At 67.1% G+C, this 19917-nt stretch carries 20 protein-coding genes and 1 tRNA gene; 7 read left to right on the forward strand and 14 right to left on the reverse strand.

Annotated features, from left to right (window positions below):
- Positions 1-18: 18 nt before the first annotated feature.
- From R4I43_RS04200 to R4I43_RS04210, 3 genes are read left to right on the forward strand one after another with little or no spacing between them, the layout of a single operon-like run.
- Positions 19-828, forward strand: a complete 810-nt coding sequence (locus R4I43_RS04200) for an SDR family NAD(P)-dependent oxidoreductase (protein ID WP_324264168.1) — start codon at positions 19-21, stop codon at positions 826-828.
- Complete coding sequence (locus tag R4I43_RS04205) at positions 825-1448, forward strand: bifunctional 4-hydroxy-2-oxoglutarate aldolase/2-dehydro-3-deoxy-phosphogluconate aldolase (protein ID WP_324264169.1); 624 nt, start codon at positions 825-827, stop codon at positions 1446-1448. The genes R4I43_RS04200 and R4I43_RS04205 overlap by 4 nt, the downstream gene beginning before the upstream one ends.
- Positions 1445-2314, forward strand: coding sequence for an SMP-30/gluconolactonase/LRE family protein (locus tag R4I43_RS04210; protein WP_324264170.1), 870 nt, complete (start codon positions 1445-1447; stop codon positions 2312-2314). Before R4I43_RS04205 ends, R4I43_RS04210 begins: the two co-directional genes overlap by 4 nt.
- On the opposite strand, the gene R4I43_RS04215 is transcribed toward R4I43_RS04210, so the two are convergent.
- The 4 genes from R4I43_RS04215 to R4I43_RS04230 all read right to left on the reverse strand — a co-directional run bounded on the left by R4I43_RS04215 (position 2297) and on the right by R4I43_RS04230 (position 7163).
- Positions 2297-3049, reverse strand: a complete 753-nt coding sequence (locus R4I43_RS04215; RefSeq protein ID WP_324264171.1) for a FadR/GntR family transcriptional regulator — start codon at positions 3047-3049, stop codon at positions 2297-2299. The genes R4I43_RS04210 and R4I43_RS04215 overlap by 18 nt on opposite strands.
- 265 nt (positions 3050-3314) lie before the next feature.
- Complete coding sequence (locus R4I43_RS04220; RefSeq protein WP_324264172.1) at positions 3315-5252, reverse strand: FAD-dependent monooxygenase; 1938 nt, start codon at positions 5250-5252, stop codon at positions 3315-3317.
- Positions 5253-5436: 184 nt separating this feature from the next.
- On the reverse strand, positions 5437-6198 hold the full coding sequence (locus R4I43_RS04225) for an IclR family transcriptional regulator (protein WP_324264173.1): 762 nt from the start codon (positions 6196-6198) through the stop codon (positions 5437-5439).
- A gap of 92 nt (positions 6199-6290) precedes the next feature.
- Positions 6291-7163 carry a LysR family transcriptional regulator gene (locus tag R4I43_RS04230; RefSeq protein WP_324264174.1) on the reverse strand — a complete coding sequence of 291 codons (873 nt, stop codon included), beginning with the start codon at positions 7161-7163 and terminating at the stop codon, positions 6291-6293.
- A 220-nt stretch (positions 7164-7383) separates the two neighbouring features.
- Here R4I43_RS04230 and R4I43_RS04235 point away from each other — a divergent pair, with 220 nt between their 5' ends.
- Together R4I43_RS04235 and R4I43_RS04240 are read left to right on the forward strand one after the other, a co-directional pair.
- Positions 7384-8622, forward strand: coding sequence for an MFS transporter (locus R4I43_RS04235; RefSeq protein WP_324264175.1), 1239 nt, complete (start codon positions 7384-7386; stop codon positions 8620-8622).
- A gap of 16 nt (positions 8623-8638) precedes the next feature.
- Positions 8639-9880: an FAD-dependent oxidoreductase gene (locus tag R4I43_RS04240; protein WP_324264176.1), complete on the forward strand. Its 1242-nt coding sequence runs from the start codon at positions 8639-8641 to the stop codon at positions 9878-9880.
- Between the two features lie 433 nt (positions 9881-10313).
- Here R4I43_RS04240 and R4I43_RS04245 read toward each other — a convergent pair whose 3' ends face one another.
- The 4 genes from R4I43_RS04245 to R4I43_RS04260 form a co-directional block, all read right to left on the reverse strand.
- Positions 10314-10550, reverse strand: a complete 237-nt coding sequence (locus tag R4I43_RS04245; RefSeq protein WP_324264177.1) for a hypothetical protein — start codon at positions 10548-10550, stop codon at positions 10314-10316.
- Positions 10551-10595: 45 nt separating this feature from the next.
- Entirely contained in the window at positions 10596-10805 is a 210-nt protein-coding gene (locus R4I43_RS04250) for a hypothetical protein (protein ID WP_324264178.1), read from the reverse strand.
- A 137-nt stretch (positions 10806-10942) separates the two neighbouring features.
- Entirely contained in the window at positions 10943-11317 is a 375-nt protein-coding gene (locus tag R4I43_RS04255; protein WP_324264179.1) for a hypothetical protein, read from the reverse strand.
- A 12-nt stretch (positions 11318-11329) separates the two neighbouring features.
- Positions 11330-12091 carry a transcriptional regulator gene (locus R4I43_RS04260; protein ID WP_324264180.1) on the reverse strand — a complete coding sequence of 254 codons (762 nt, stop codon included), beginning with the start codon at positions 12089-12091 and terminating at the stop codon, positions 11330-11332.
- 143 nt (positions 12092-12234) lie between these two features.
- Between R4I43_RS04260 and R4I43_RS04265 the strand changes: the two genes are divergently transcribed.
- Positions 12235-12308: transfer RNA gene (locus R4I43_RS04265), tRNA-Pro, on the forward strand.
- Positions 12309-12423: 115 nt separating this feature from the next.
- Positions 12424-13383: a tyrosine-type recombinase/integrase gene (locus tag R4I43_RS04270; RefSeq protein WP_324264181.1), complete on the forward strand. Its 960-nt coding sequence runs from the start codon at positions 12424-12426 to the stop codon at positions 13381-13383.
- A gap of 399 nt (positions 13384-13782) precedes the next feature.
- Here the strand turns inward: R4I43_RS04270 and R4I43_RS04275 are convergent, their stop codons facing one another.
- The 6 genes from R4I43_RS04275 to R4I43_RS04300 form a co-directional block, all read right to left on the reverse strand.
- A complete protein-coding gene (locus R4I43_RS04275) occupies positions 13783-14721 on the reverse strand; it encodes a tyrosine-type recombinase/integrase (RefSeq protein ID WP_324264182.1) in 939 nt (312 codons plus the stop codon).
- 174 nt (positions 14722-14895) lie between these two features.
- A complete protein-coding gene (locus R4I43_RS04280; RefSeq protein ID WP_324264183.1) occupies positions 14896-15033 on the reverse strand; it encodes a hypothetical protein in 138 nt (45 codons plus the stop codon).
- Positions 15034-15556: 523 nt separating this feature from the next.
- Positions 15557-16321 (reverse strand): SDR family NAD(P)-dependent oxidoreductase, encoded by a 765-nt coding sequence (locus tag R4I43_RS04285; RefSeq protein WP_324264184.1) that lies wholly within the window; start codon positions 16319-16321, stop codon positions 15557-15559.
- Between the two features lie 43 nt (positions 16322-16364).
- On the reverse strand, positions 16365-17234 hold the full coding sequence (locus R4I43_RS04290) for a phosphotransferase family protein (RefSeq protein WP_324264185.1): 870 nt from the start codon (positions 17232-17234) through the stop codon (positions 16365-16367).
- 83 nt (positions 17235-17317) lie between these two features.
- A complete protein-coding gene (locus tag R4I43_RS04295) occupies positions 17318-18982 on the reverse strand; it encodes a class I adenylate-forming enzyme family protein (protein WP_324264186.1) in 1665 nt (554 codons plus the stop codon).
- A complete protein-coding gene (locus R4I43_RS04300; RefSeq protein WP_324264187.1) occupies positions 18979-19776 on the reverse strand; it encodes a cyclase family protein in 798 nt (265 codons plus the stop codon). The genes R4I43_RS04295 and R4I43_RS04300 overlap by 4 nt, the downstream gene beginning before the upstream one ends.
- Positions 19777-19917 lie beyond the last annotated feature (141 nt).

Consider the following 19917-nt stretch of genomic DNA (forward strand, 5'->3'; position numbering starts at 1 on the left):
AGGACTGGAGACGAAGGCATGAACGAGCTCAGCGGGCGCCGCGCGCTCGTGACCGGAGCGGCGACCGGGATCGGCCGGGTCGTGGCGCACGACCTGGCCCGTCGCGGCGCGGCGGTGCTCGGCGTCGACCGCGACGCGGCCGTGACCGACCTCGCCAGCGGGTGCGAGGACCCGGTCGCCGCGCGGCTGGAAGGGGTCACCTGCGACCTCGCCGACACGGCACAGCTCGAAGCACTCGCCGACCGCGCCGAAGCCGCACCCGGTTTCGACGTGCTGGTCAACTGCGCGGCGGCCTACTCCCCGAAGGGAGGTTTCCTCGACGCTTCCGTCTCCGACTGGAACCGCGTGCTCGCGGTCAACGTCGTCGCCACGGGCGTGCTGAGCACCGCCGTGGCGCGCGGGCTGCACGCGGCCGGCCGGACCGGCGGCTCGATCGTGAACTTCTGCAGCCTCCAGGAGTCCATGCCGCTGCCCGGCTACGGGCCCTACGTCGCCAGCAAGGGCGGCGTGCGCGCGGCGACGAAGGCGCTGGCCGTGGAACTGGCCCCGTGGGGCATGCGGGTCAACGCGGTGGCGCCGGGCGTGGTGAACACACCCTCCACTTTGACCACCCTGGACGGCAAGAGCTGGGGTGACGACAGCGCCCCGCCCACGCTGCTCGGCCGCGCAGGCACCCCCGACGAGGTCGCCGACGCGGTGGCCTTCCTCGCCTCGGACGCCTCGTCGTTCATCACCGGCACGATCATCCCGGTCGACGGCGGCCGGCACCTCAGCCGCCGTCACGATCCGACCGGTGATCTCGACGTCACCGCAGGGAGGAACCGATGACCGACATCGATCTCAGCCCGCTCACCGTGGTCTACCGCGGCCTGACGCCGCAGCAGGCCCTCCGGCTGAGCGCAGCGCTGCACGAAGCCGGGATGCGCTCGTTCGAGGTCACCATGACCGGCGACCGTCCGATGGAGACGATCGCACTGCTGTGCCGGGAGCTGCCCGGCGACGCGCTGATCGGCGCCGGCACGGTGAGCACACCCGAGCAGGTCACGGCCTCGGCCGCGGCCGGGGCGCGTTTCGTGGTGTCACCGCACTTCGACGCCCAGGTCGTCGAACGCACGCGCCGCGAAGGGCTGCTCTCGGTGCCGGGGGCGTTCACCCCGACCGAGATCATGTCGGCCCGGAACGCGGGCGCCGACGTGGTCAAGGTGTTCCCCATCAATGCGGTCGGCGCCGACTACCTCCGGCAACTGCGCGGGCCGATGCCGGACCTGGAGGTGATGGCCAGCGGTGGCGTGACGCCCACGCTGGCCGCCGAGGTGGTCGCGGCGGGGGCGAAGTGCGTTGCCGTCGGGCACCACCTGCTGGGCGCGGACCCCGACGGCGGCTTCGACCCGGGAGAACTGCGCGACCGCACCGCCGAGTTCCTGCAGGCCGCCGGAGCGACGTCATGAGCGCGGTCACCGTCGATCCGGTCGGCGACGTCCGCGCGCGCTTCGGCGAAGGAGCGTTCTGGGACGCGAGCACCGAAACCCTGCTGTGGGTGGACATCACGGGCGGGGCGGTGCACCGAACCTCCCCCGCCGACGGCGCCACGCAGCGGTGCGTGCTGGGCGGGGAGGTCGCCGCGGCGTTCCCGACCACGCGCGCGACCGTCGTCGCGGCACGCGACAACACGTTGCTGGAAGTGGCCGGCACGGAGGTGCTCGGAGAGGTCGCCAGTGTGCCGCCCCATCCCAGGATGCGGTTCAACGACGGCGGCCCCGATCCCCGGGGCAGGCTGCTGATCGGCACGCTGCACACCGACAAGGACCCCGGCACCGCATCCCTCTACCGCCTCGACGACCAGCTGGTTCCGGTGGTCACCGGGGTGACCGTGTCCAACGGTCTGGGCTGGAGCCCCGACGGCGGGCTGCTCTACTACGCCGACACTCCCACGCTGCGCGTGGACGTCTTCGACTACGACACCGGGGATGGCCACCCGGGTGCTCGCCGCACCCTCGCCGACGTCTCGGACTCCCCGGGCAGACCGGACGGACTGACCGTCGACGCCGAGGGCGGCGTGTGGGTGGCGATGATCAGGGGCGGCGAGCTCCGCCGGTACGCACCGGACGGGCGGCTCGATCGCGTTGTGCCGCTGCCGGTCTCGCACCCCACGAGCGTCGCGTTCGGCGGCGCCGACATGGGCGACCTTTTCGTGACGAGCGCTCTGGACCCGCTGTCGGCGGCCGAACGCGAGGAACAGCCGCTGGCGGGCCGGCTGCTGCGGCTCGACCCCGGCGTCCAGGGCTTGCCGGCCCCGTCAGTGCGCCTGCCCTGACTCCTCCTCCGTCGGTTGCCCGTCGCGCAGGTGCTTGAGCGCCGCGCGGCGGGCCCCGTCGATGTGCGCCTTGGCCGCCCGTCGCGCCGCGACGGGATCACCCGCGATCACGGCTTCGTGGATGCGCGTGTGATCGCGGCGGGACCGCTCAAGCCGGCCCGGCAACCGCAACGTGGACTGCATCCCGCGCGCGAGGATTTCCTGCAGAACGGTCTCGGTGCGGGTCAGGAAGCGGTTCCCCGCGGCCTCGACGATCCGGAGGTGGAAGGCGGCGTCGAGCGCGCGGAGCTGCGCCCAGTCGATCTCGGCGGCGCCAGCGCACCGGTCGAGAGCCTGGAAGGCCTCGGTCACCTTCGCCAGCAGCTCGCGGTCCTGGTTGCGCGCAGCCCATGCCGTGGCGGGAACTTCGAGCACCTCGCGCATGTCGAACAACTCGGTGAGCGTGAGCTCCTCGGCGAACTTCGCGTCGCGCAACGCGTGGGACTCGCTGGGATCCGCGACGAACACGCCGCTACCGTGCTTGATGTCGATGTGCCCGCTCTGCCTCAACGACCGCAGCGCTTCCCGCAAGGACGGCCGACTCGTACCGAGACGACTCGCGAGTTCGCGTTCCGGCGGCAACCGGTCCCCCGGCTTCAGGTCCTGAGACGTGATCGCCTGGAGAATCCGTTCCGCGATCAGATCCGACACCGATCCCTGACGCAACGGCACCCAGGGGTCGTCCGTGACGCCCATGCTGCGGCTCCTCACCCAGAAGAACTAGAGGTATGACCACTTTACCAGCTCGCCACTCTCGGCCAGTGAACTGGACACGAAGATCCCCGCGTTCCGCGTCACCTGATGCCACCGACGGCGACCAAATCCGCCGCGTTCACCTACCCCTGTCGGCTGCGGTGCGTCGCAAACATCAAGGATCAGCGAGCCCGACGACCACTCGCCCACGCCCTTGACCGATCCACACCCGAACGCAAAAGAGATGGTGCACGATGGTCCTGCGCTGCTAGGAAGTGGTCGTGGCGTTGACCTCGCCACGCCCGGACAGCGGCGTGGCGACCTCGACCAGTGCCCCGTGGAGGAAGTCGACGAGTTCGTCGTGGGCGTCGAGCGGGAGGATGTGGGCGACGTACTGGTCCGGTCGCACGACCACGAGCGCTCCGCGATCTCGATCCAGTCCCCGCAGGTCGAAGATGTCGCTGATCGGATCGGGGCAGAAGACCTTCTCGTAGTCGACGAGCTCGAACGGTCCCTTGCGGGGCAGGAAGGCTGGCGGCAGGTCCTCGACGGTGATGTCGCGGTGTCCCTGCTGGAGCACGGCCCGCACGTCGATCACGGAGTCGGGGTCGGCGCCGGGCGGGGTGAACCGGGTCAGGGGTGATTTCTCCGAGGCCAGGAATTCGGCGAGTTCCCGCAACCGGGAGTCACGGCTGGCGGGGTGCGCGCGGTCGGCGAAGGCGTAGAGCCGCCACGCGCCGTCGGCCCGCGCCGCGTGTCCGAGGTGCACGGGTTTGGCGTCGGCCAGCCGGATCACCGGGGCCGAGTGGAACCGCATTCCCAGCGGGAACCCCTCGGCCAGGTGCTGGTGCGCTGAGGCAGCGGTGGTCAGGGAGGGTTCGTAGCGCACAGCGACCCCGGCGGTGAACCGGCCCTGCTCGCGGAAGTAGTGCTGGAACTTCTCCGGATCCGCACCTCCCTCGTCGTCATCGGAGTGGGCGCTGAACAGCGCCGCGAACTCGCGGTCGAAGTCGATGAGCTGCTGGGCGACCTTCTGCCGTTCCTGCGAGTAGGTGCGCAGCAGCTCGGCCCGGGATGTGCCGCGCAGCACCGTGCCCAGCTTCCAGCCGAGGTTCCAGGCATCGGCCATCGAGACGTTCATGCCCTGCCCGGCCTTCGCACTGTGGGTGTGGCAGGCGTCGCCGGCGATGAACACCCGCGGCTCACGCTCGCCGTCGGCGTCGTCGAAGCGGTCGCAGAGGCGCTGCCCGATCTCGTAGACCGCCCACCAGCCGACGTGCTTCACCTCGATCGAGTACGGGTGCAGGATCCGGTTGGCCACCGCGGCGAGTTTCTCCGGTGTCGCGCTGCGATTGCGCAGCATCTCGCCGTCGCGGTCGTTGTCGAGCTCGATGTAGAGCCGCACCAGGTACCCGCCTTCACGCGGGATGATCAGAATGCTGCCCTGCTCGGAGTGGATGGCCGACTTGAGCCGGATGTCGGGGAAGTCGGTGACGGCCAGGACGTCCAGCACACCCCACGAGCTGTTGGTCGCATCGCCTTCCAGGCGGCGGCCGATGGCCTCCCGGGTACCGCTGCGCGAACCGTCGCAACCCACCACATACTTGGCCCGGATCGTCGAGGTCTCGCCCGTCGGCTCGAAGTCCTCGACGTGCTGCAGCGTGACCGTGACCGGGTACTCGCCGTCGGTGCCGACCTGGACGTCGGTGGCGTGCAGCCCGTAGAACGGCTCGGCGCGGGCAGCCGAGCGGCCCATGTGGTCACGCAGGTAGGCCAGCATCCGGGCCTGGTTGACGATCATGTGCGGCATCTCGGAGATGCCCTCCTCCACGTCGTCGATGCGCCCGGTGCGCACGATCGAGCCGCTGCGCTCGGGATCCGGTCGCCAAAAGGACACCTCGTTGACCTGATACCCCTCGTGGACAAGCTGATCGGCCAACCCGAACGCCTCGAACATCTCCACCGTGCGGCAAGCGACCCCATCGGCCTGGCCCACCTCGAGCGGACCATCCCGCCGGTCGACGATCACCGTGCGCAGCTCCGGGAACTGAGCGAGCTGCGCTGCCAGAATCAGCCCCGCAGGACCACACCCGATGATCACCACATCAGCCGTCTCCGGCAGCCCCGCCGGACGCTCGGCCACCGACGGATGAGGCTCCTCGACGAACGGATCCCCCGGCTTGTAACCATCAAGATAGAACTGCACTGGACTGAACTCCTCTTGGCAATCGAACTCCACGACGCCTCGATCACGGGCCGCAGAGCTGCGCGGACGACCGGATAGCACGATCCATCCTGCGATCGTTGCGCCTCGAGGAACATGAAGTTCTGCTATGAAGAATGCCCAGCACGGCCTCCCCGCTCGCCAGGCACAACCCGGGCGGCCGCTGTCAGTGCCCGTTGAAGTCCTTCTCCAGCGCGCTCACGACCGACGACAGGACCGCGACGATCGGGCGCAGCCGCTGCCGGTCGTAGCGCACGCTCGGCATCGACACCGACACACCCGCGATCACCGCACCATCCGCCGAACGAACCGGCACACCGATGGCCACCACCCCGCGCTCCGAACGCCCCTGGTTGACCACGAACCCGTTGCGCCGGACCTTCGCCAGCTCACGGCGCAGCGCATCCAACTCAGGCGCCTCAGCGGCGTCAGCCCCCGCGTAGACCGAGTCGAGCTCGTCATCGGTGAGCTCGGCCAGCAGCAGCAATCCCCCGCTGATCCGGTGCGCCGGGAAGACCATCCCCTCGCGGGAACCCACCCGCAACGCCTGCTGGCACTCGACGCTGGCGATGAACCGAGCGGTCCGCCCGGTGCGCACCGTCAGGTTGACCGATTCCCCCAGCTTGTCCACCAAACTGCGCAGGTGCGGCAACGCCACCTGCCGCAACCGCGACACCGTCGACTGCGAATGTGACGCCAACTCCAGAACAGGACCCGCCCGGTAAACCTTGGAATCGTCCTGCACGGCGAAATCCCGGTAGACCAGCATCGCCAGCAACCGGTGGGCGGTGGAGCGCGCGACGCCCAAGCGCTCCGCCGCATCCGCGACGCTCAGCCCACCCTCCAGCTGCAGCATCGTTGCCAGCCGCAACGCGTGATCAACGCTGGTGATCGCGTACGCCGGCGGCTGCTTCATCTCCCTCGCCATCGCTCCTCCCGGGGGTTCCATCCTGCAGAATCCACGCATTCTAGAGTCTGCGATGGTGCCAACAGCTCGATCTGAGGGCCGCGCCGAACGGTTCAGTCATGCGCAGGAACGGCGTCGGCGACGGCGCGGACGACGGCGCGAGTTTCGGTGGGCCACGCCAGCCAGGTGAGCAGCGGCAGCTCCGGTTCAGTCAGGGGCAGCCAGGTCCAGCCGGGCAGCAGTCGGTGCGCGGTGTGCTCGACCAGCAGCACCGCATCGGCCTTCGCCGCTTGTGCGCAGGCCAGGGCGTGTTCGGAGAACTGGGTGAACTGCCAGAGCGGCACGACACCCGCGGCGTGCGCCGCCATGACGAGGCGGTCGTCGACGACGGGGACCTGTTGCCGACCGTGCGCGAGGATGCGCAGGTTGTCCAGGTCCTGCATCCGGCAGCTCGTTGCTCCGGCGAGGGGATGTCCGGGGCGCGCGGCGACGCCGAAGGGGACCTCGAGCAGCAGTTTGGCGCGCAGCTTGCCGGCCGGTTGTTCGCGGACCATGCCGAGGTCGAGGTGGCCCTCGCGGATCATCCGCAGCTGCTCGGAGCTGCTGGCCTCGATCAACGTGATCGAGGCGTGCGGAACCTCGGTCTCCAGCGCGGCGAGGACGTCGAGCAACCACCCCTCCGGCAATCCCGGGGGGATGCCGATGTGCACGACTTCGCGGGCGTGGCTCGTCGCGGAGCGCGCCATGTCTGGCGCGGCATCGGCGAGCCGCAACAGCAGCAACGCGTGTTGGTGCAGCGCCACCCCTGCAGGGGTCAGCGACGTGCCTCCCGCATTGCGCTCGAACAAGGCCGCGCCGATGTCGCCTTCGAGCTGGCGGATCTGCCGGCTCAGCGATGGTTGGGTCAGGTGCAGTCGCTCCGCCGCCTGGGTGAGGGATCCTTCCGCCGCGACGGCGACGAAGTACCGGAGGTGGCGCAGCTCCACGGTCTCCTCGCTTCCCCTGCCATGCCTGCGGGGCATGGCACGTCTTGACAACGGGTATTGGACGGTTTCCTGCAAACGAGGTCTACTCATCTGCGGTCGGAGTTCTACCTCGATCTTACGCAGTCCCGGTGTGCGGACGGACCGCGTAGCTAGTCGCCGCACAGTGCTTTAGGCATGTCTTCTAGGCAGGTGCCACAGTGTCCAAGAAGGGGCCTCAACGATGAGTCTCACCTCGGAGCCGGTCATCGACCGGCGCCCGTACCGCTGGGTGGTGCTCGCCCTGTCGTGGGCGGCGTTCACCATGACTGCGGTGGATCGGTCGACCTGGGGGCCGGCCTCGGTGTCGGTCGGCGAACACCTGGGTGTCTCCCTCGCCGGGCTCGGTGTCTTCGCCACCGGGTACTACGTCGGCTACGTCATCTCCAACGCCGCCGGCGGGGTGCTGACCGACTGGCTCGGCCCCCGCGTGGTGATCGGCTGCTCGCTGTTCGCCGCAGGCGGTTTCATGGTCCTGTTCGGCGAAACCGACTCGATGGCCACAGGTCTCGCATTTCAAGCTGCGGTCGGTGTGTTCGCGGGGTGCGACTACTCCGCCGGGGTCAAGTTGATCTCGCAGTGGTTCCCGCCGCAGGACCGCGGGTTCGCCATGGGTGTGTTCATGACGGCGACCTCGCTGGGCGCTGTGATCGCCAACGCCATCGTGCCGAGCCTCATCGCCGCCTCCGGGTGGCGCACCTCCTACCACGTGTTCGGCGCGGCATCGATGGTCATCGCCGTCCTGTGCTTCGCGCTGCTCCGCAACGGCACGCACGCCACCAGCGCGCCTCGGGCGATGCCGAACCTGCGTCCGCTGGCCCACAACCGCGACCTGTGGCTGCTCGGACTGGCCGGATTCGGTGGCCTGTGGGGCACCTACGGCTTCATCACGTGGTCCAACGCGTTGATGGTCAAGGGAAGTCACATCTCCGCCGTGCAGGCCGGAATCGTGGTCGTGATCTTCGGAATCGCGGCGAGCGTGGCCAAACCCCTCATGGGCCTGTTGTCCGACTTCTTCGGCGACAGGCGGAGAATCCCCACCGCCATCGTGCTCGGCACCTTCGTCGTGGCGCTGCTGGGTTTCGGTACCCGCGACAGCCTCACCGGCTTCCTCTGGATGGCACCGCTGCTCGGCGTCGCCGCCTACGGCTACAGCCCGCTGATGGTCGCGCTGATCCCCAAGCTCGCCGGAGTGCGGCTCGCGGGCTCGGCCGCCGGTGCCACGAACGCGTTCTGGCAGCTGGGCAGCACGATCGTGCCGGTGGTGCTCGGCGCGGTCTTCCAGACGACCCATTCGTTCTTCCTGGCCTTCGCCACCCTCGCCGCCGGTCCGCTGCTCGGCATGCTGCTCATGCTCGGCGTCCGGGAACACGGGGTCACCGACCCCATGCCCGCGGTCGAAACCGAAGCCACCGCCCGCTAGGAAAGGAAATCCAAGGGTGACCGAGAACTACGACGTCATCGTCGCAGGAGGCGGGTCCGCGGGTATCGCGGCCGCGATCGGAGCATCCCGCGCCGGAGCGCGCACGCTGCTGATCGACCGCGGCCCCTGCCTCGGCGGAGCGGCCACGCTGCGCAACGTGGTGACCTACTGCGGACTGCACACCGAAGACCGTCGGCAGATAGCGTTCGGAGTAGCCGAGGAGATGCTCGCCGGCCTGAGAGAACTGGGCGCGGTGACCGAGCCGCAGCGATTCAAAGCGGTCGCAGTCGTCTTCGACCCGGAGTCCGTCAAACGCGTCGCGGACCAGCTCTGCCACGACGCGGGCGTGGACGTGCTGCTGCACTCCCACCTCCTGCAAGCCGAGCGGCAGGACGACCGGATCACGGCCGTGCGGGTGGCCGACCACTCCGGGGTGCACGAGCACGCGGCCGCGGCGTTCGTCGACGCCACCGGCGAGGCGGACCTGGCTCACCACGGTGGTGCGGAGGTGCGCTACGGCAACGACGGCTGGGTCCTCAACGGCACGCTCGGCGTTCGCTTCGGCGGCATTCCGACCGAGGCACCGGTCACCCGCGAAGCGCTGGCAGCCGCCGTGCGCGCGGCCAAGGAAGCCGGGAATGAGGACCTCACCGGCGAGACAGGCCTCATCGCCCGGATGCCGGTGTCCGGAGACCTGATCACCTACCTCGCCGACGAGGGCTACGACGCGCGCGACGCCGCTGACACCAGCCGCGCGGAGCGCAGCGCCCGCCAACAGGCGCAGGCCTACCTGGCGGTCGTGCGCAGCCTCCCGGGCTGCAGCGACGCCTACATCGTCAGCACCGGACCGGAGTTGGGAACCCGGGAGTCCCGCCACCTAGTCGGTCGCGAACAGCTGACGGAGAAGGACGTCCTGCAACCCGGCCCCGTGGACGAGGCCGTGGCAGTCGGCGCCTGGCCCATCGAGTCCCACCCCGGCCCGGGACTACCCGTGGAGTGGAACTACATCGCCGATCCCGGCTATTACGGAATCCCGCTCGACGTGCTCCGCAGCCGCAACACACCGAACCTGCTCGCCGGTGGACGCACCGTCGACGGCGACCGCGGTGCCGGAGCCTCCCTGCGAGTCATGGGAACCGCCTTCGCCACCGGGCAAGCCGCCGGCGTCGCCGCAGCATTCATCGCCCGTGATGGCGACGTCGACGCCACCGCAGTGCGACGCGAACTCGACCACCAAGGCGCCAGGCTCCCAGGCTGAAAACCCTCAGTCTCGGCTTTCCCACCAAGCCGTCGCAGTCGCTGCGTCAACATTCAGCACATCCCCGGCGTACGTAGCCCGCGCAGATCTCACGTGCCGCTACCGCGACAACGGGGGCCTCGCCAGAACAGGAGGTGCCCGGTCGTCGCGGAAACGACCCCAGTCGCGCAGGTACCCAGCCCACAGGCTCGACAGACTCGGTGAGGCTCGCCAAGATCACGAACGACCATTTCCACAACTCCGTAGTCAAGGTGTCCATCAACGGCATGCTTGACTCCGGGCAACGGTTCAAGAACAGAATTAGAGGGTTTCCGCTGGATCACCTGGGTCGATTCTGCGCCGGGCGGCGGGCAATGCCAACGCCTGACCGCCTGTCATCGACACCTGAACAAGGAGCCCTCGCCGATGTGGCGAGGGCTCCTTCGCGTGAGAATCAGACGGCTGGCTCCAGGACACCGGCCACCAGGTGGTCGAACTCGCCACGCTTCACCCCGTCGAAGAAGACGGTGAGGTTGCGCACCGGGGTCTCAACGACGAACGAGGGGTTGTCGGACTCGACCAGGAATGCCGTAGCCCCTTCAACGGCGACGTGGACGCACTCCTTGCCGTCGATGTGCGAACGGCTCGCCTTGACGAAGTTCAGCTCAGTTCCGTCAATCAGGAGATTCATTGCTGTGCTCCATTTTCCGGAGCACGGGCCACGTCGATCAAGCTATCAGCGGTCGAACTTCGCCAGAAGACTCTGCGTGGAAATCGCCTGATTGGATGCGTCGATGGGGTTGTCCTCGCCAGTGACGTCTTTCAGCATCTGCGAGCTGCGGGTCTGGCGTTCCCATTCGATGCGGCTGGCGAGGTCGCTATCACCAGGGGTGCCGACGGCCGCGAACTTGCCAGAGCTGATCACCTCCGTGAGGAAGTCGAGCACGACCGTGCGGAGCGTTCATCGTGGAAGATCAGCAACATCCTCCAGCCGCGCGTCCGCCTCCAGCACCGGTATCAACTTCCTCAAGCCGCGCTCCCCTATTGGTCGCACTCGGCAAACAGGAGGCCACGAAACCACCTCTACGCGGTGCGTGGCGCAGTCTCGTTTTCGATGCGCTCGAAGATGTTGGAATCGGTCTCGCGCTGCCATTCCGGCATGTCCACCCAGTCCGCGACGTAGGCAGGCTTGGGATCGGCGAAATGCTTGTAGATCTGGCCGGTCCAGCACAGCGCCACGAACCTGCCCTTCTGCTCGCGAGTGAGCTTCGAAGCGCTACCGGCAGTCGCCTCGATGAAGTCCTGCACCTGCTGATACACCGCTGCTGCGCTCGCGCGTTCCCAGTCGGGCGTGTCTTCCCACGGCGCGATGTAGCCGGGCTTCGGCTCACCTGGGTAGTGCGCGTTCACCCCAGCGATCCACGCCTCGCGGAAGATGCGGCCCTTCTCATCCGACACTGACACTTCTCCTCACTGTGAACTCGTTGCGGACACGAGGTCCTTGATCTGCGCATCCAGGTAGCGCACACGCCGGTCGCCGACATACGGCACCAGCTGCTCTCGCAGACCTCCGAGCTTGCGGCCAACGTAGCCGACCGAGGCCGTCTGCCTGGCGCTGTCCACTGCCGCAGCACCGTTCATCACCAGCTGATCGACGTCCCCTCGCTGAGCACCGACGATCGCAAGATCAACGAGCACGCTGCCACGACGACGCGCCGACCTCGCTTGCCCCAGCGCCTTGTTGAGCGCGGGCTCAGCCAAGTCCGGGCGACGCAACGCGACGAAACAGGAGGCGCGTTCCTCATCCAGCCGAGACCCTTCGAACCGAAGCCACCCCGTCGCGGGTGCCCTGTCGTCCAGACCGGCAACGTGCTCGGCCCTGTCCAACGCTCGTTCGCAGTTGGACAGATCCCCCAGGCCCGCGAACGTCTGCGCTTGGACGGCCGCAACCCAGTACCGAGTCGTCCGGGCGGGATCGCCCCGCGCCGCCAGCGTGGCCGCCCCCTCAAGCAACGGGGCGGCATCCTTGAACTGGTGCTCGTAGATGCTGATGAAGGCGTGGCGCGTCATGGCACATGCCCAGAGATCAGGCTCGCGCGCTTCCTTGCTGACATGCGCCGCTTCGGCATAGCACTGCGCGGCAGCCGCGTAGTTACCACTATCGAAGAAGGCTTCCCCGCACAGTTGGCGACAGGCCCTCGGTGGGCTCGCCAACGCAGTCAAGGTGGCCATGAGCGGCGATCACCGCCACCCGCATCCTTGCGGCTCGCGACGAGTCCGATCCTGTCCTTGACCTGCGGAAACAAACCTTAGGAGGGGGTCATGATCGCCGCGAAAACCGTGGGGTAAGCTATTGGCACACCCCACGGGGTGGCCGGGACGTAGCGCAGCTTGGTAGCGCACTTGACTGGGGGTCAAGGGGTCGTGGGTTCGAATCCCGCCGTCCCGACCGGCAAGAGGGTTTCCGCAGGTCAGAGCCTACGGAAACCCTCTTTTTCTGTTCTTGAACCGCTTCCCGGAGTCAAGCACGCCGCTCATGGACACCTTGACTACGGAGTTTTGGAATGGCCGTTTTTGATCTTGGCAAGCTCACCGAGGGTCTGTCGACCGGGTGGGCCGGGTACCTGCGCGACTGGGACCGCAGCCTGCGTTCGGTGAACCATCCCGAGACCACCCGCTACAACTACCTCCTCGCCGCAGGCCAGCTGGCCCGCTACCTCGGCGAGCACTCCCCGGACCCCGACGCCGACGACGCCGCAGAGGACCCGACGGAAGTCACCCGGGACCACATCGAGGCGTTTCAGGCATGGATGATCGAGACACGATCGGCGTCGACGGCGGTGAACAAGCACAAGGCGCTGCGGGTGTTCTTCGGCTGGCTGCTCAACGACGAGCGGGAGATCGATCGCTCGCCGATGGACCGGGTCCGCAAGCCCGCGGTCCCGGCCAAGCTGATCCCGGTCATCGAGGGCGACGTCACCTCGCAGCTGCTGGAGGCCTGCACCGGCAAGGACTTCCTGAGCCTGCGGGATCAGGCGATCATCCGGCTGTTCGCCAACACCGGCGCGCGCCTGTCCGAGGTCGCCCAGCTCACTATCGATGATGTGGATCTCAAGACCGAGACCGTGGTCTTTCACGGCAAGGGCGCGAAGGACCGCCGGGTTCGGATTGGAGCTCGTACCGCGCGGGCGGTGAGCCGCTATGTGCGCGCCCGGTCCAAGCGGGCTGGTGCGGATCTACCGGATCTGTGGCTGTCGGACCGGGGTGGTCGGCCACTGCATGCCAACGGCATCAAGATCCGCCTCAAGCGCCTCGGCAAGCAGGCGGGGATCAAGAACCTCCATGCCCACCGGTGGCGCCACACCTATGCGCATGAGTGGAAGGCTGCTGGTGGAGACACCGGTGATCTGATGCTCGTGCTGGGCTGGAGCTCAGAGACCATGGCCAGGCACTACGGCGCGAGCGCCGCGGCACAGCGCGCCCAGGTGGCTCAGGACCGGCTGGCCATCGGCGACGACCTCTGAATCACAATGCAGTGGGGTGGGGGGGGGGCGGGGGGGCCCCCCCCCCCCCCCCCCGGGGGGGGGGGGGTTACGGGGTTTTGGGGGACCCCACTGCATTGGCAGCTCCGTTCTTACCTGTGTTTCGGATCGTGCTGACCGTTGTGGTCCTTATTCCGACGTCGTGCAGCGGCGGACCGTTCGGCGAGGGCCAGCATGTAGGCCATGCGGGCGTGGTAAGCGCGATGCGATCGCTCCTCCGGTGTGAGTACGCCGTCGGGGTCGACCTGCTTCTCAAATCCCGTAAGGAACGCCGAGGTCCCCGAGCGGGTGCGTGCGGAACGATCCGGGGTGTTGGCCCACGAGGCGTGGGCTGCGATCCGAGCGCGGCGCCGCCGTTGTTCGGGAGTGAGTTCTGAGCGCTTAGACATCGTCACCGATCCTCATCCTTGACTGCGTTTCCTGAGCACGCTCGGCGGCAGCACTCGCGCCGTAATGCCGGGCCATCGCGTCACTACTCCAGCCCAGCAGCAACATCAGATCGCCCGTATCGCCGCCGGAACGCTTCCACTCATGGGCGTAGTTGTGTCGCCACCGGTGTGCATGAACCCGTGCGACGCCGGCACGTTCCCCCAGGCGACGGAGGCGGAGCTTGATGCCGTTCGCGCGCAATGGGGCGCCACCGCGTTCGGAAAGCCACAGCTCAGGAAGCTCCGAACCCGCATGCCGCACACGTGCTCGCAGATACCGGCTCACCGCTCGTGCGGTCTTGGGACCCATGCGAACACGACGGGTCTTGCCACCCTTACCGTGATAGATCAGCGAATCCGTGCTCCAGTCGATGTCATCGACACGAAGGTTGGCCACTTCGGACAGCCGTGCGCCGGTGTTGCAGTACAGCCGGATCATCGCTTGATCACGAAGACTTATGAACCCAGAACCCTTGCACGATTCCAGCAAGCGTGTCGTGTCGTCGCTGCTGATGACCGGGATCAACTTCGTCGGCGGCTGCGGCGGACGAACACCGTCCACAGGCGAGCGGTCCACGGCTTGCTCGTCCTCGGCCAGCCACTGAAAGAACTGCTGCAGACACTTGTGCTTGTTGAGCGCGGTCGAGGCCGACCGAGTCTCAATCATCCACGCCTGGAAGGATTCCACGTCCGCGCGCGACACAGCTGAGGGATCGTCAACGGAATCCCCATCGCCGTTGGCCCCGACGTACCTTCCGAGCTGGACCACCGCGAGCAGGTAGTTGTAACGGGTTGTTTCAGGACGCCCAGTGGCGCGCAAACACCGGTCCCAGTCCCGAACCAGGCAACGCCACGACTCGGACAACCCAGCCGACAAGCGCTCAATATCCACGCCACCCTCCCCAGAGTCCGAAGCTCAGCGGCGTAGCACTGTGCGCCGCCCACGTTGGCCTACAACGCTAGCTCCGGATTCAGGAAATCCGTCGCACATTGCCCGGCTCACCACGGATGCCCCGTCCCTTACGGGGGCTGGTGGTGAAGTGACGGAGGGCTCGCCAGCGTCCGGTCAGGAGGGCGAAGGCCGTTCGCCGGGGGCGCGCAGGCTGCGTAGGAGCTGGTTGTAGGTGTGGTTGCTGGTGGTGAGCGGGCTGCCGGGGTTTTGAAGCGTTTCAAAGACGTCATTGTCGCAGGTCTTGACCTGCATAGGACAGGGTCTGCCGGAAACCTCCGGTATCGGCACGTGTGCAAGCGCAGCCAGGGCGGGCAGTTCAAGATCGTCGCGGTCGAAAGCCCGGCGGTAGACTCGCGTTCCGGCCAACATTCAGCTGTGCACGCGGGTTCAAGTCCCCCCTCGGACACTCTTTTACCCCACGAGTCTTTCGGCTCGTGGGGGTTCTCATTTGCTGGGCGCGGAGTGGTCTTTCGTGGTACTCGGTGATGCGTTCAGCTCGATCCCGAAAGACATGCAGCGCAGGTTGACCACCTGTGCTGGGGCCGCGGCGCAGGTGGTCGACTTGATCTTCCAGCTTCTGTGGCTGTCAAGCCCTGTGCGGGAGAGATACTCACCGATCCCGGGCCACGCATCATCATCGGGTGGTTCCCACCCTTGCTGACTGAGCAGCTCCGGTAAGGCGCCGGACCGTCGGCGCATGGGACACACGCTCGGTTACTACCAGTCAGGCAGCCGCTAGGAGGCCAGCATCGAGCGACAAGACAGATCACGTTGTTCAGTGTCCTGACATTCCACCGTCTACGGGTAGCGTGATGCCGGTGATGTAGGAGGATGCTGGGCTGGCGAGGAAGATGATCGCGCTGTCGAGCTCATGTTGCTGGCCCATGCGTCCGAGCGGTGACGTGTGCTGGAGGAACAGCTCGAGATCTTCGGCCGGCACCTCAGCCGACATCTCGCTGGCGAAGTATCCGGGCGCCACGGCGTTGACCCGGATTCCCCGCCGTCCGGTCCACTGCTGAGCCAGGTCTCGAGAGAGGCCGATCAAGCCCGTCTTACTCGCTGCGTAGGCGGCTTGGGGCGCGAACGACTTGATCAGGGCCAGCACGCTGGCGATGTTGATGATGCTCGACCCGGGCCGCATAACGCGAGCACAGGCCTGCGCCATCCAGTAGCTGCCCATGAGGTTGACGTCCACAACGCGCCGGAACTCATCGGGCTGCTCACGAAGCGCGGGCACTGCGGTGCCAAGGCCCGCGTTGTTGACCAGGACGTCGACCTGGCCGAACTCTGTCATCGCGGCGTCGGCGAGCGCGGTGCAATCCTCCGGCTGGGAAACGTCCGTCTGCACGACCAGGACGCGGCGTCCCTTGGCTTCGACGTCAGCCGCGACCTCGCTCATACGGTCCCCGCGGCGCGCGCCCAGTACGACGTCAGCACCCGCGTCGGCCAACGCGCGCGCGAAGCCCGCGCCTAGACCTGAGCTCGCACCGGTGACGATCGCGACCTTCCCGTCCAAGCGGAAGGTGTCCAGCACCGACATGATTCCTCTCCGTTCTGCTGCGATGCGCTTCTGCGGATACCGGTCAGGCCGACCGACCGATAATGGCCAGTCCTTCCTCCGCGATTCGGATGATCTCGTCGGAGAGATCACCGAAGTCCTGACCCGCCATGGCACCCCCGGCGACGCGGGCGGCGATGCCTTGGGCGATCACCGCGAACTTGAAGTGGGCGAACGCCTCGTAGAAGTGGATTGCGTCCACGTTTCGACCGGTGTGGGCCACGTAGCGGTCAACGAGGTGATCTCTTGCGGGAAATCCCGGGAGCGTTGTCACGGTCGGGCTGAGGAGACGTTGTGCTTCGCCGACTTCCCGCCAGTAGAACAGCAGCAGTCCGACATCGGTGAGCGGATCGCCGAGCGTGGACAGTTCCCAGTCGAGCACGGCAGCCACGGTGGAGGGCTCGTTCCGGCTCATCAGGCAGTTATCCAACCGGAAGTCACCGTGGACGACAGCGGGCGGAGGGCTTTCCGGCATGCGAACGGCGAGTTCATTGGCCAGGGCGTAGTCGTCCGGCATCTCGTCACGCAGCACGTGTCCCGACACCTTCTCCATGACGTAGAAGGGTGCGCCGATCGTGCTACTCGTGGTGTCCTGAACGACGACTTCCGGCACCGGGACGGTCGTGTTCGCGAGGGCGTGGAGGACCCGCACTTCGCGACCCATGTCGTGGGCACGCGGCAGCAAGGGGCCCCGCGGCGGACGTCGAAGCACCAACTGACCGGAAGCACTCGTGAGTTCGAAGGTCAGGTTTGACTTACCGCCGGTGATCAGCGTCCACGTCATGTCCTGCCATGCCGGATCCTGCAGGCTGTCGGCGAGCAAACGGCCCAATTCCTCCGGGCAGACGAGTTCTCGCAGCTCTGATTGCTCCGACGTCGCGTTGTGACTGGTCAAGGGATCATTCCTCCACAACGCCTCGCCGGCCTCCAGCATCACGAGGTCGGCGAGGCGTTCGGGTCGGCCAGGCTGGCACTGGGTCAGGGATTGGTGGTACGCAACTGTCGACGCAGGATCTTCCCGGTTGTCGTTTTGGGTAGTTCGCTGACCAGCTCGATCTCCCGCGGGTACTTGTAGGCCGCCATACCGTTCCTGCAGTAACCGGAGAGCTCGTCCACGGTCGTCCAGGAGCCGGGCTTGAGCACGACGAAGGCCTTGACGGTCTCGCCGCGGTACTCGTCGGGAACTCCGACTACGGCTGCCTCCAACACCGCCGGGTGCCCGTAGAGGACGTCCTCGACCTCACGCGGCCAGACCTTGTACGCCGACGCGTTGATCATGTCTTTCTTGCGGTCCACGATGTAGAACCAGCCTTCGGCGTCCATGAAGCCGACGTCGCCGGTGCGGAGCTCTCCGCCGGGCAGCGAGGCCTCAGTGGCCTCGGGCCTGTTCCAGTAGCCGGGCACGACTTGCGGACCCGAGATCGCGATCTCGCCCAGGTGGCCTGCTGGGACTTCCACACCGTCGTCGTCGAGGATCCGCACGGCGGTGTTGAACACCGGAACGCCAATCGACAGCGCTCCCGAGGTGGGGTCCACCGGCGCTCTGGAGTGGGGTGGCACGAGGTGGGTGGGTGAGTTCGTTTCGGTCAAGCCGTAAGCGTTGTGGATGTAGTGACCGGTCTTCGCCAGGAATTGCTCGTTCACCGCCGGCGGGATTGGAGCACCACCGGAATAGATCAGCCGGAGGGACGAAAAGTCTTCTGCAGTAGCTCCCTCCACCGTGGACAGGCTGATGAACGCAGTGATCGCGCCGATAGTGAAGGTAGGACGGTGTTCCCGGACCGCGTCCAGGATCGCACCGGCGTGGAATCGGTGTGCCAGGACCAGCGGGCATGGCAGCAGCAGGGCGACGCCGACGTGGCCGATCAGTCCGGTGATGTGGAACAGCGGGGCGATGCCCAACACGCTGTCGGACGGGGTCAGGCCCATCCAATCGCGATACGTCTGGGCGTTGAACGCCATCGTGCCGTGCGTGTTCATCGCGCCCTTGGGCTGACCGGTGGTTCCCGAGGTGTAGGTCAGCACCGCGACATCCCCAGGCCTGGGTGGCTCGGCCCGCGGCTCACGGCCTCGGTTGTCGTCGATGAGTTCGAGCAGGTCGAGAGTTCCCTCGTGGCGCTCCCGGGTTACCCGCCCGAAGATCCGCTGGTCCCCTCGAGTCTGCCAGTCCAGGGCCGAGCACGTGATGACCGTGGAGACCTGCGTCGCGCCGGAGGAGACCACATCGCGCGCCACCGACGCGTGGAGCTCGTCCAGGCACAGCAGCGCGGTGGCACCCGAGTCAGCCAGGAGATAGGTCAACTCTCGAGCCTTGTTCATCGGGTTGATCGCGACAGCTGCTCCCCCAGCTTTCCACGCGGCTACTAGTGCGATCACAAATGCCGGGTTGTTCTGAACGTAGATGCCCAAGCGGTCGCCGCGTCGAAACCCGTTGTCCTGCAGCCCGACTGCCAGAGCGTCCGAGGCCGCGTCGACCTCAGCGAAGGTGAGTTCTCCGTCGAAGTACCGGATCGCTGTGACCTGAGGTGCACATGTCACCGCCGCTCGGAGCATCTCGAGCATCGTCGAGTAGTCGGCGGTGATGTCAGCCGGCGTGCCGCTGGTGTAGTGATCCAGCCAAGGACGATCGTTGTACGTGCTCATTTGACCACCACGGGGTTGACCGGCGCACCTGTCGCCTGGTGCACCTTCAGCGGGGCTGCGGTGTAGAGGAAGGTGTACTGCCCGTCCTGGGCGCAGTCGTCAGCCAGCTTCTCGAGATCGCAGACCTCGGTGAACACCACCCCGAGGTTGCGCATCAACGCGCAGTGCAACGGCAACGCGAAGCCGTTGTTCGGGTCGAAGGTGACCTCGTTGGCGATGGTGTCCGTGACCAGGTTCGGGATCTCCCTGTCCTGGAACCACTCCGTGAGTTCACGGCTGTAGACCAGCCCTGGTTCGCAGAAGTCCTCGTAGAACGCATCCCCCTGTTCGAAGAACAGCTTGAGGAAGTTGGTGCGCACGATCAGCACGTCGTGCTTCTCGATGGAGACGCCCTGCTCCTTGGCGCAGGCCTCGAGATCTTCGTGCGTGAACGTTTCCGCCTTGCCCAGGTTCTCCTTACCCCGGTACCGCGCCATGTCGAGCAGGATTCCCCGCCCCACGACACCCCGCTCGGCGATGGGTTCCACGCTGGCCTTGTCCAGGCCGCCCACCGTGGTGCGAGCGTCGTAGCCGTTCCAGATCTTCCCGCCGTACCAGACGTGCCCCAGCGCGTCGTATTGGGTCGATCCCTGCAGAAAGGCTTCGAGCTTGTCATCGGCGTAGTGCAGTCCGCCTGGGAAAGCTGGGGCACCGTCCTCATCCCAGCGGGACTCGTCGATGATCATTTCCCTGGTGGCCGGCGCGCGCCCCGGCCACACCGGATCCCCATTCGGGTCGCCGATCAGCCGCTGCAAGTGAACACTGCGCCCGTCCGGACATGGGAGACACCGCGAAGCACCTCTTGCGGGGTGAGGTGGTTGAGAGCGCCCACTTCGTCGTCGGTGCCCCACCTGCCCCAGTTCGTCGGGGCACTGCGGAGGAGCTCGTCCATGTTG

It is taken from the genome of Saccharopolyspora mangrovi, from assembly GCF_035320975.1.
Classification (GTDB): domain Bacteria; phylum Actinomycetota; class Actinomycetes; order Mycobacteriales; family Pseudonocardiaceae; genus Saccharopolyspora; species Saccharopolyspora mangrovi.

Coding starts and splice junctions, on each gene's coding strand:
- R4I43_RS04260 (WP_324264180.1), bottom strand. CDS start 12,091: ATGGCCACCTTGACTGCGTTGGCGAGCCCACCGAGGGCCTGTCGCCAA.
- R4I43_RS04225 (WP_324264173.1), bottom strand. CDS start 6,198: ATGGCGAGGGAGATGAAGCAGCCGCCGGCGTACGCGATCACCAGCGTT.
- R4I43_RS04200 (WP_324264168.1), top strand. CDS start 19: ATGAACGAGCTCAGCGGGCGCCGCGCGCTCGTGACCGGAGCGGCGACC.
- R4I43_RS04210 (WP_324264170.1), top strand. CDS start 1,445: ATGAGCGCGGTCACCGTCGATCCGGTCGGCGACGTCCGCGCGCGCTTC.
- R4I43_RS04215 (WP_324264171.1), bottom strand. CDS start 3,049: ATGGGCGTCACGGACGACCCCTGGGTGCCGTTGCGTCAGGGATCGGTG.
- R4I43_RS04285 (WP_324264184.1), bottom strand. CDS start 16,321: ATGTCGGTGCTGGACACCTTCCGCTTGGACGGGAAGGTCGCGATCGTC.
- R4I43_RS04245 (WP_324264177.1), bottom strand. CDS start 10,550: ATGAATCTCCTGATTGACGGAACTGAGCTGAACTTCGTCAAGGCGAGC.
- R4I43_RS04280 (WP_324264183.1), bottom strand. CDS start 15,033: ATGCAGGTCAAGACCTGCGACAATGACGTCTTTGAAACGCTTCAAAAC.
- R4I43_RS04235 (WP_324264175.1), top strand. CDS start 7,384: ATGAGTCTCACCTCGGAGCCGGTCATCGACCGGCGCCCGTACCGCTGG.
- R4I43_RS04205 (WP_324264169.1), top strand. CDS start 825: ATGACCGACATCGATCTCAGCCCGCTCACCGTGGTCTACCGCGGCCTG.
- R4I43_RS04295 (WP_324264186.1), bottom strand. CDS start 18,982: ATGAGCACGTACAACGATCGTCCTTGGCTGGATCACTACACCAGCGGC.
- R4I43_RS04270 (WP_324264181.1), top strand. CDS start 12,424: ATGGCCGTTTTTGATCTTGGCAAGCTCACCGAGGGTCTGTCGACCGGG.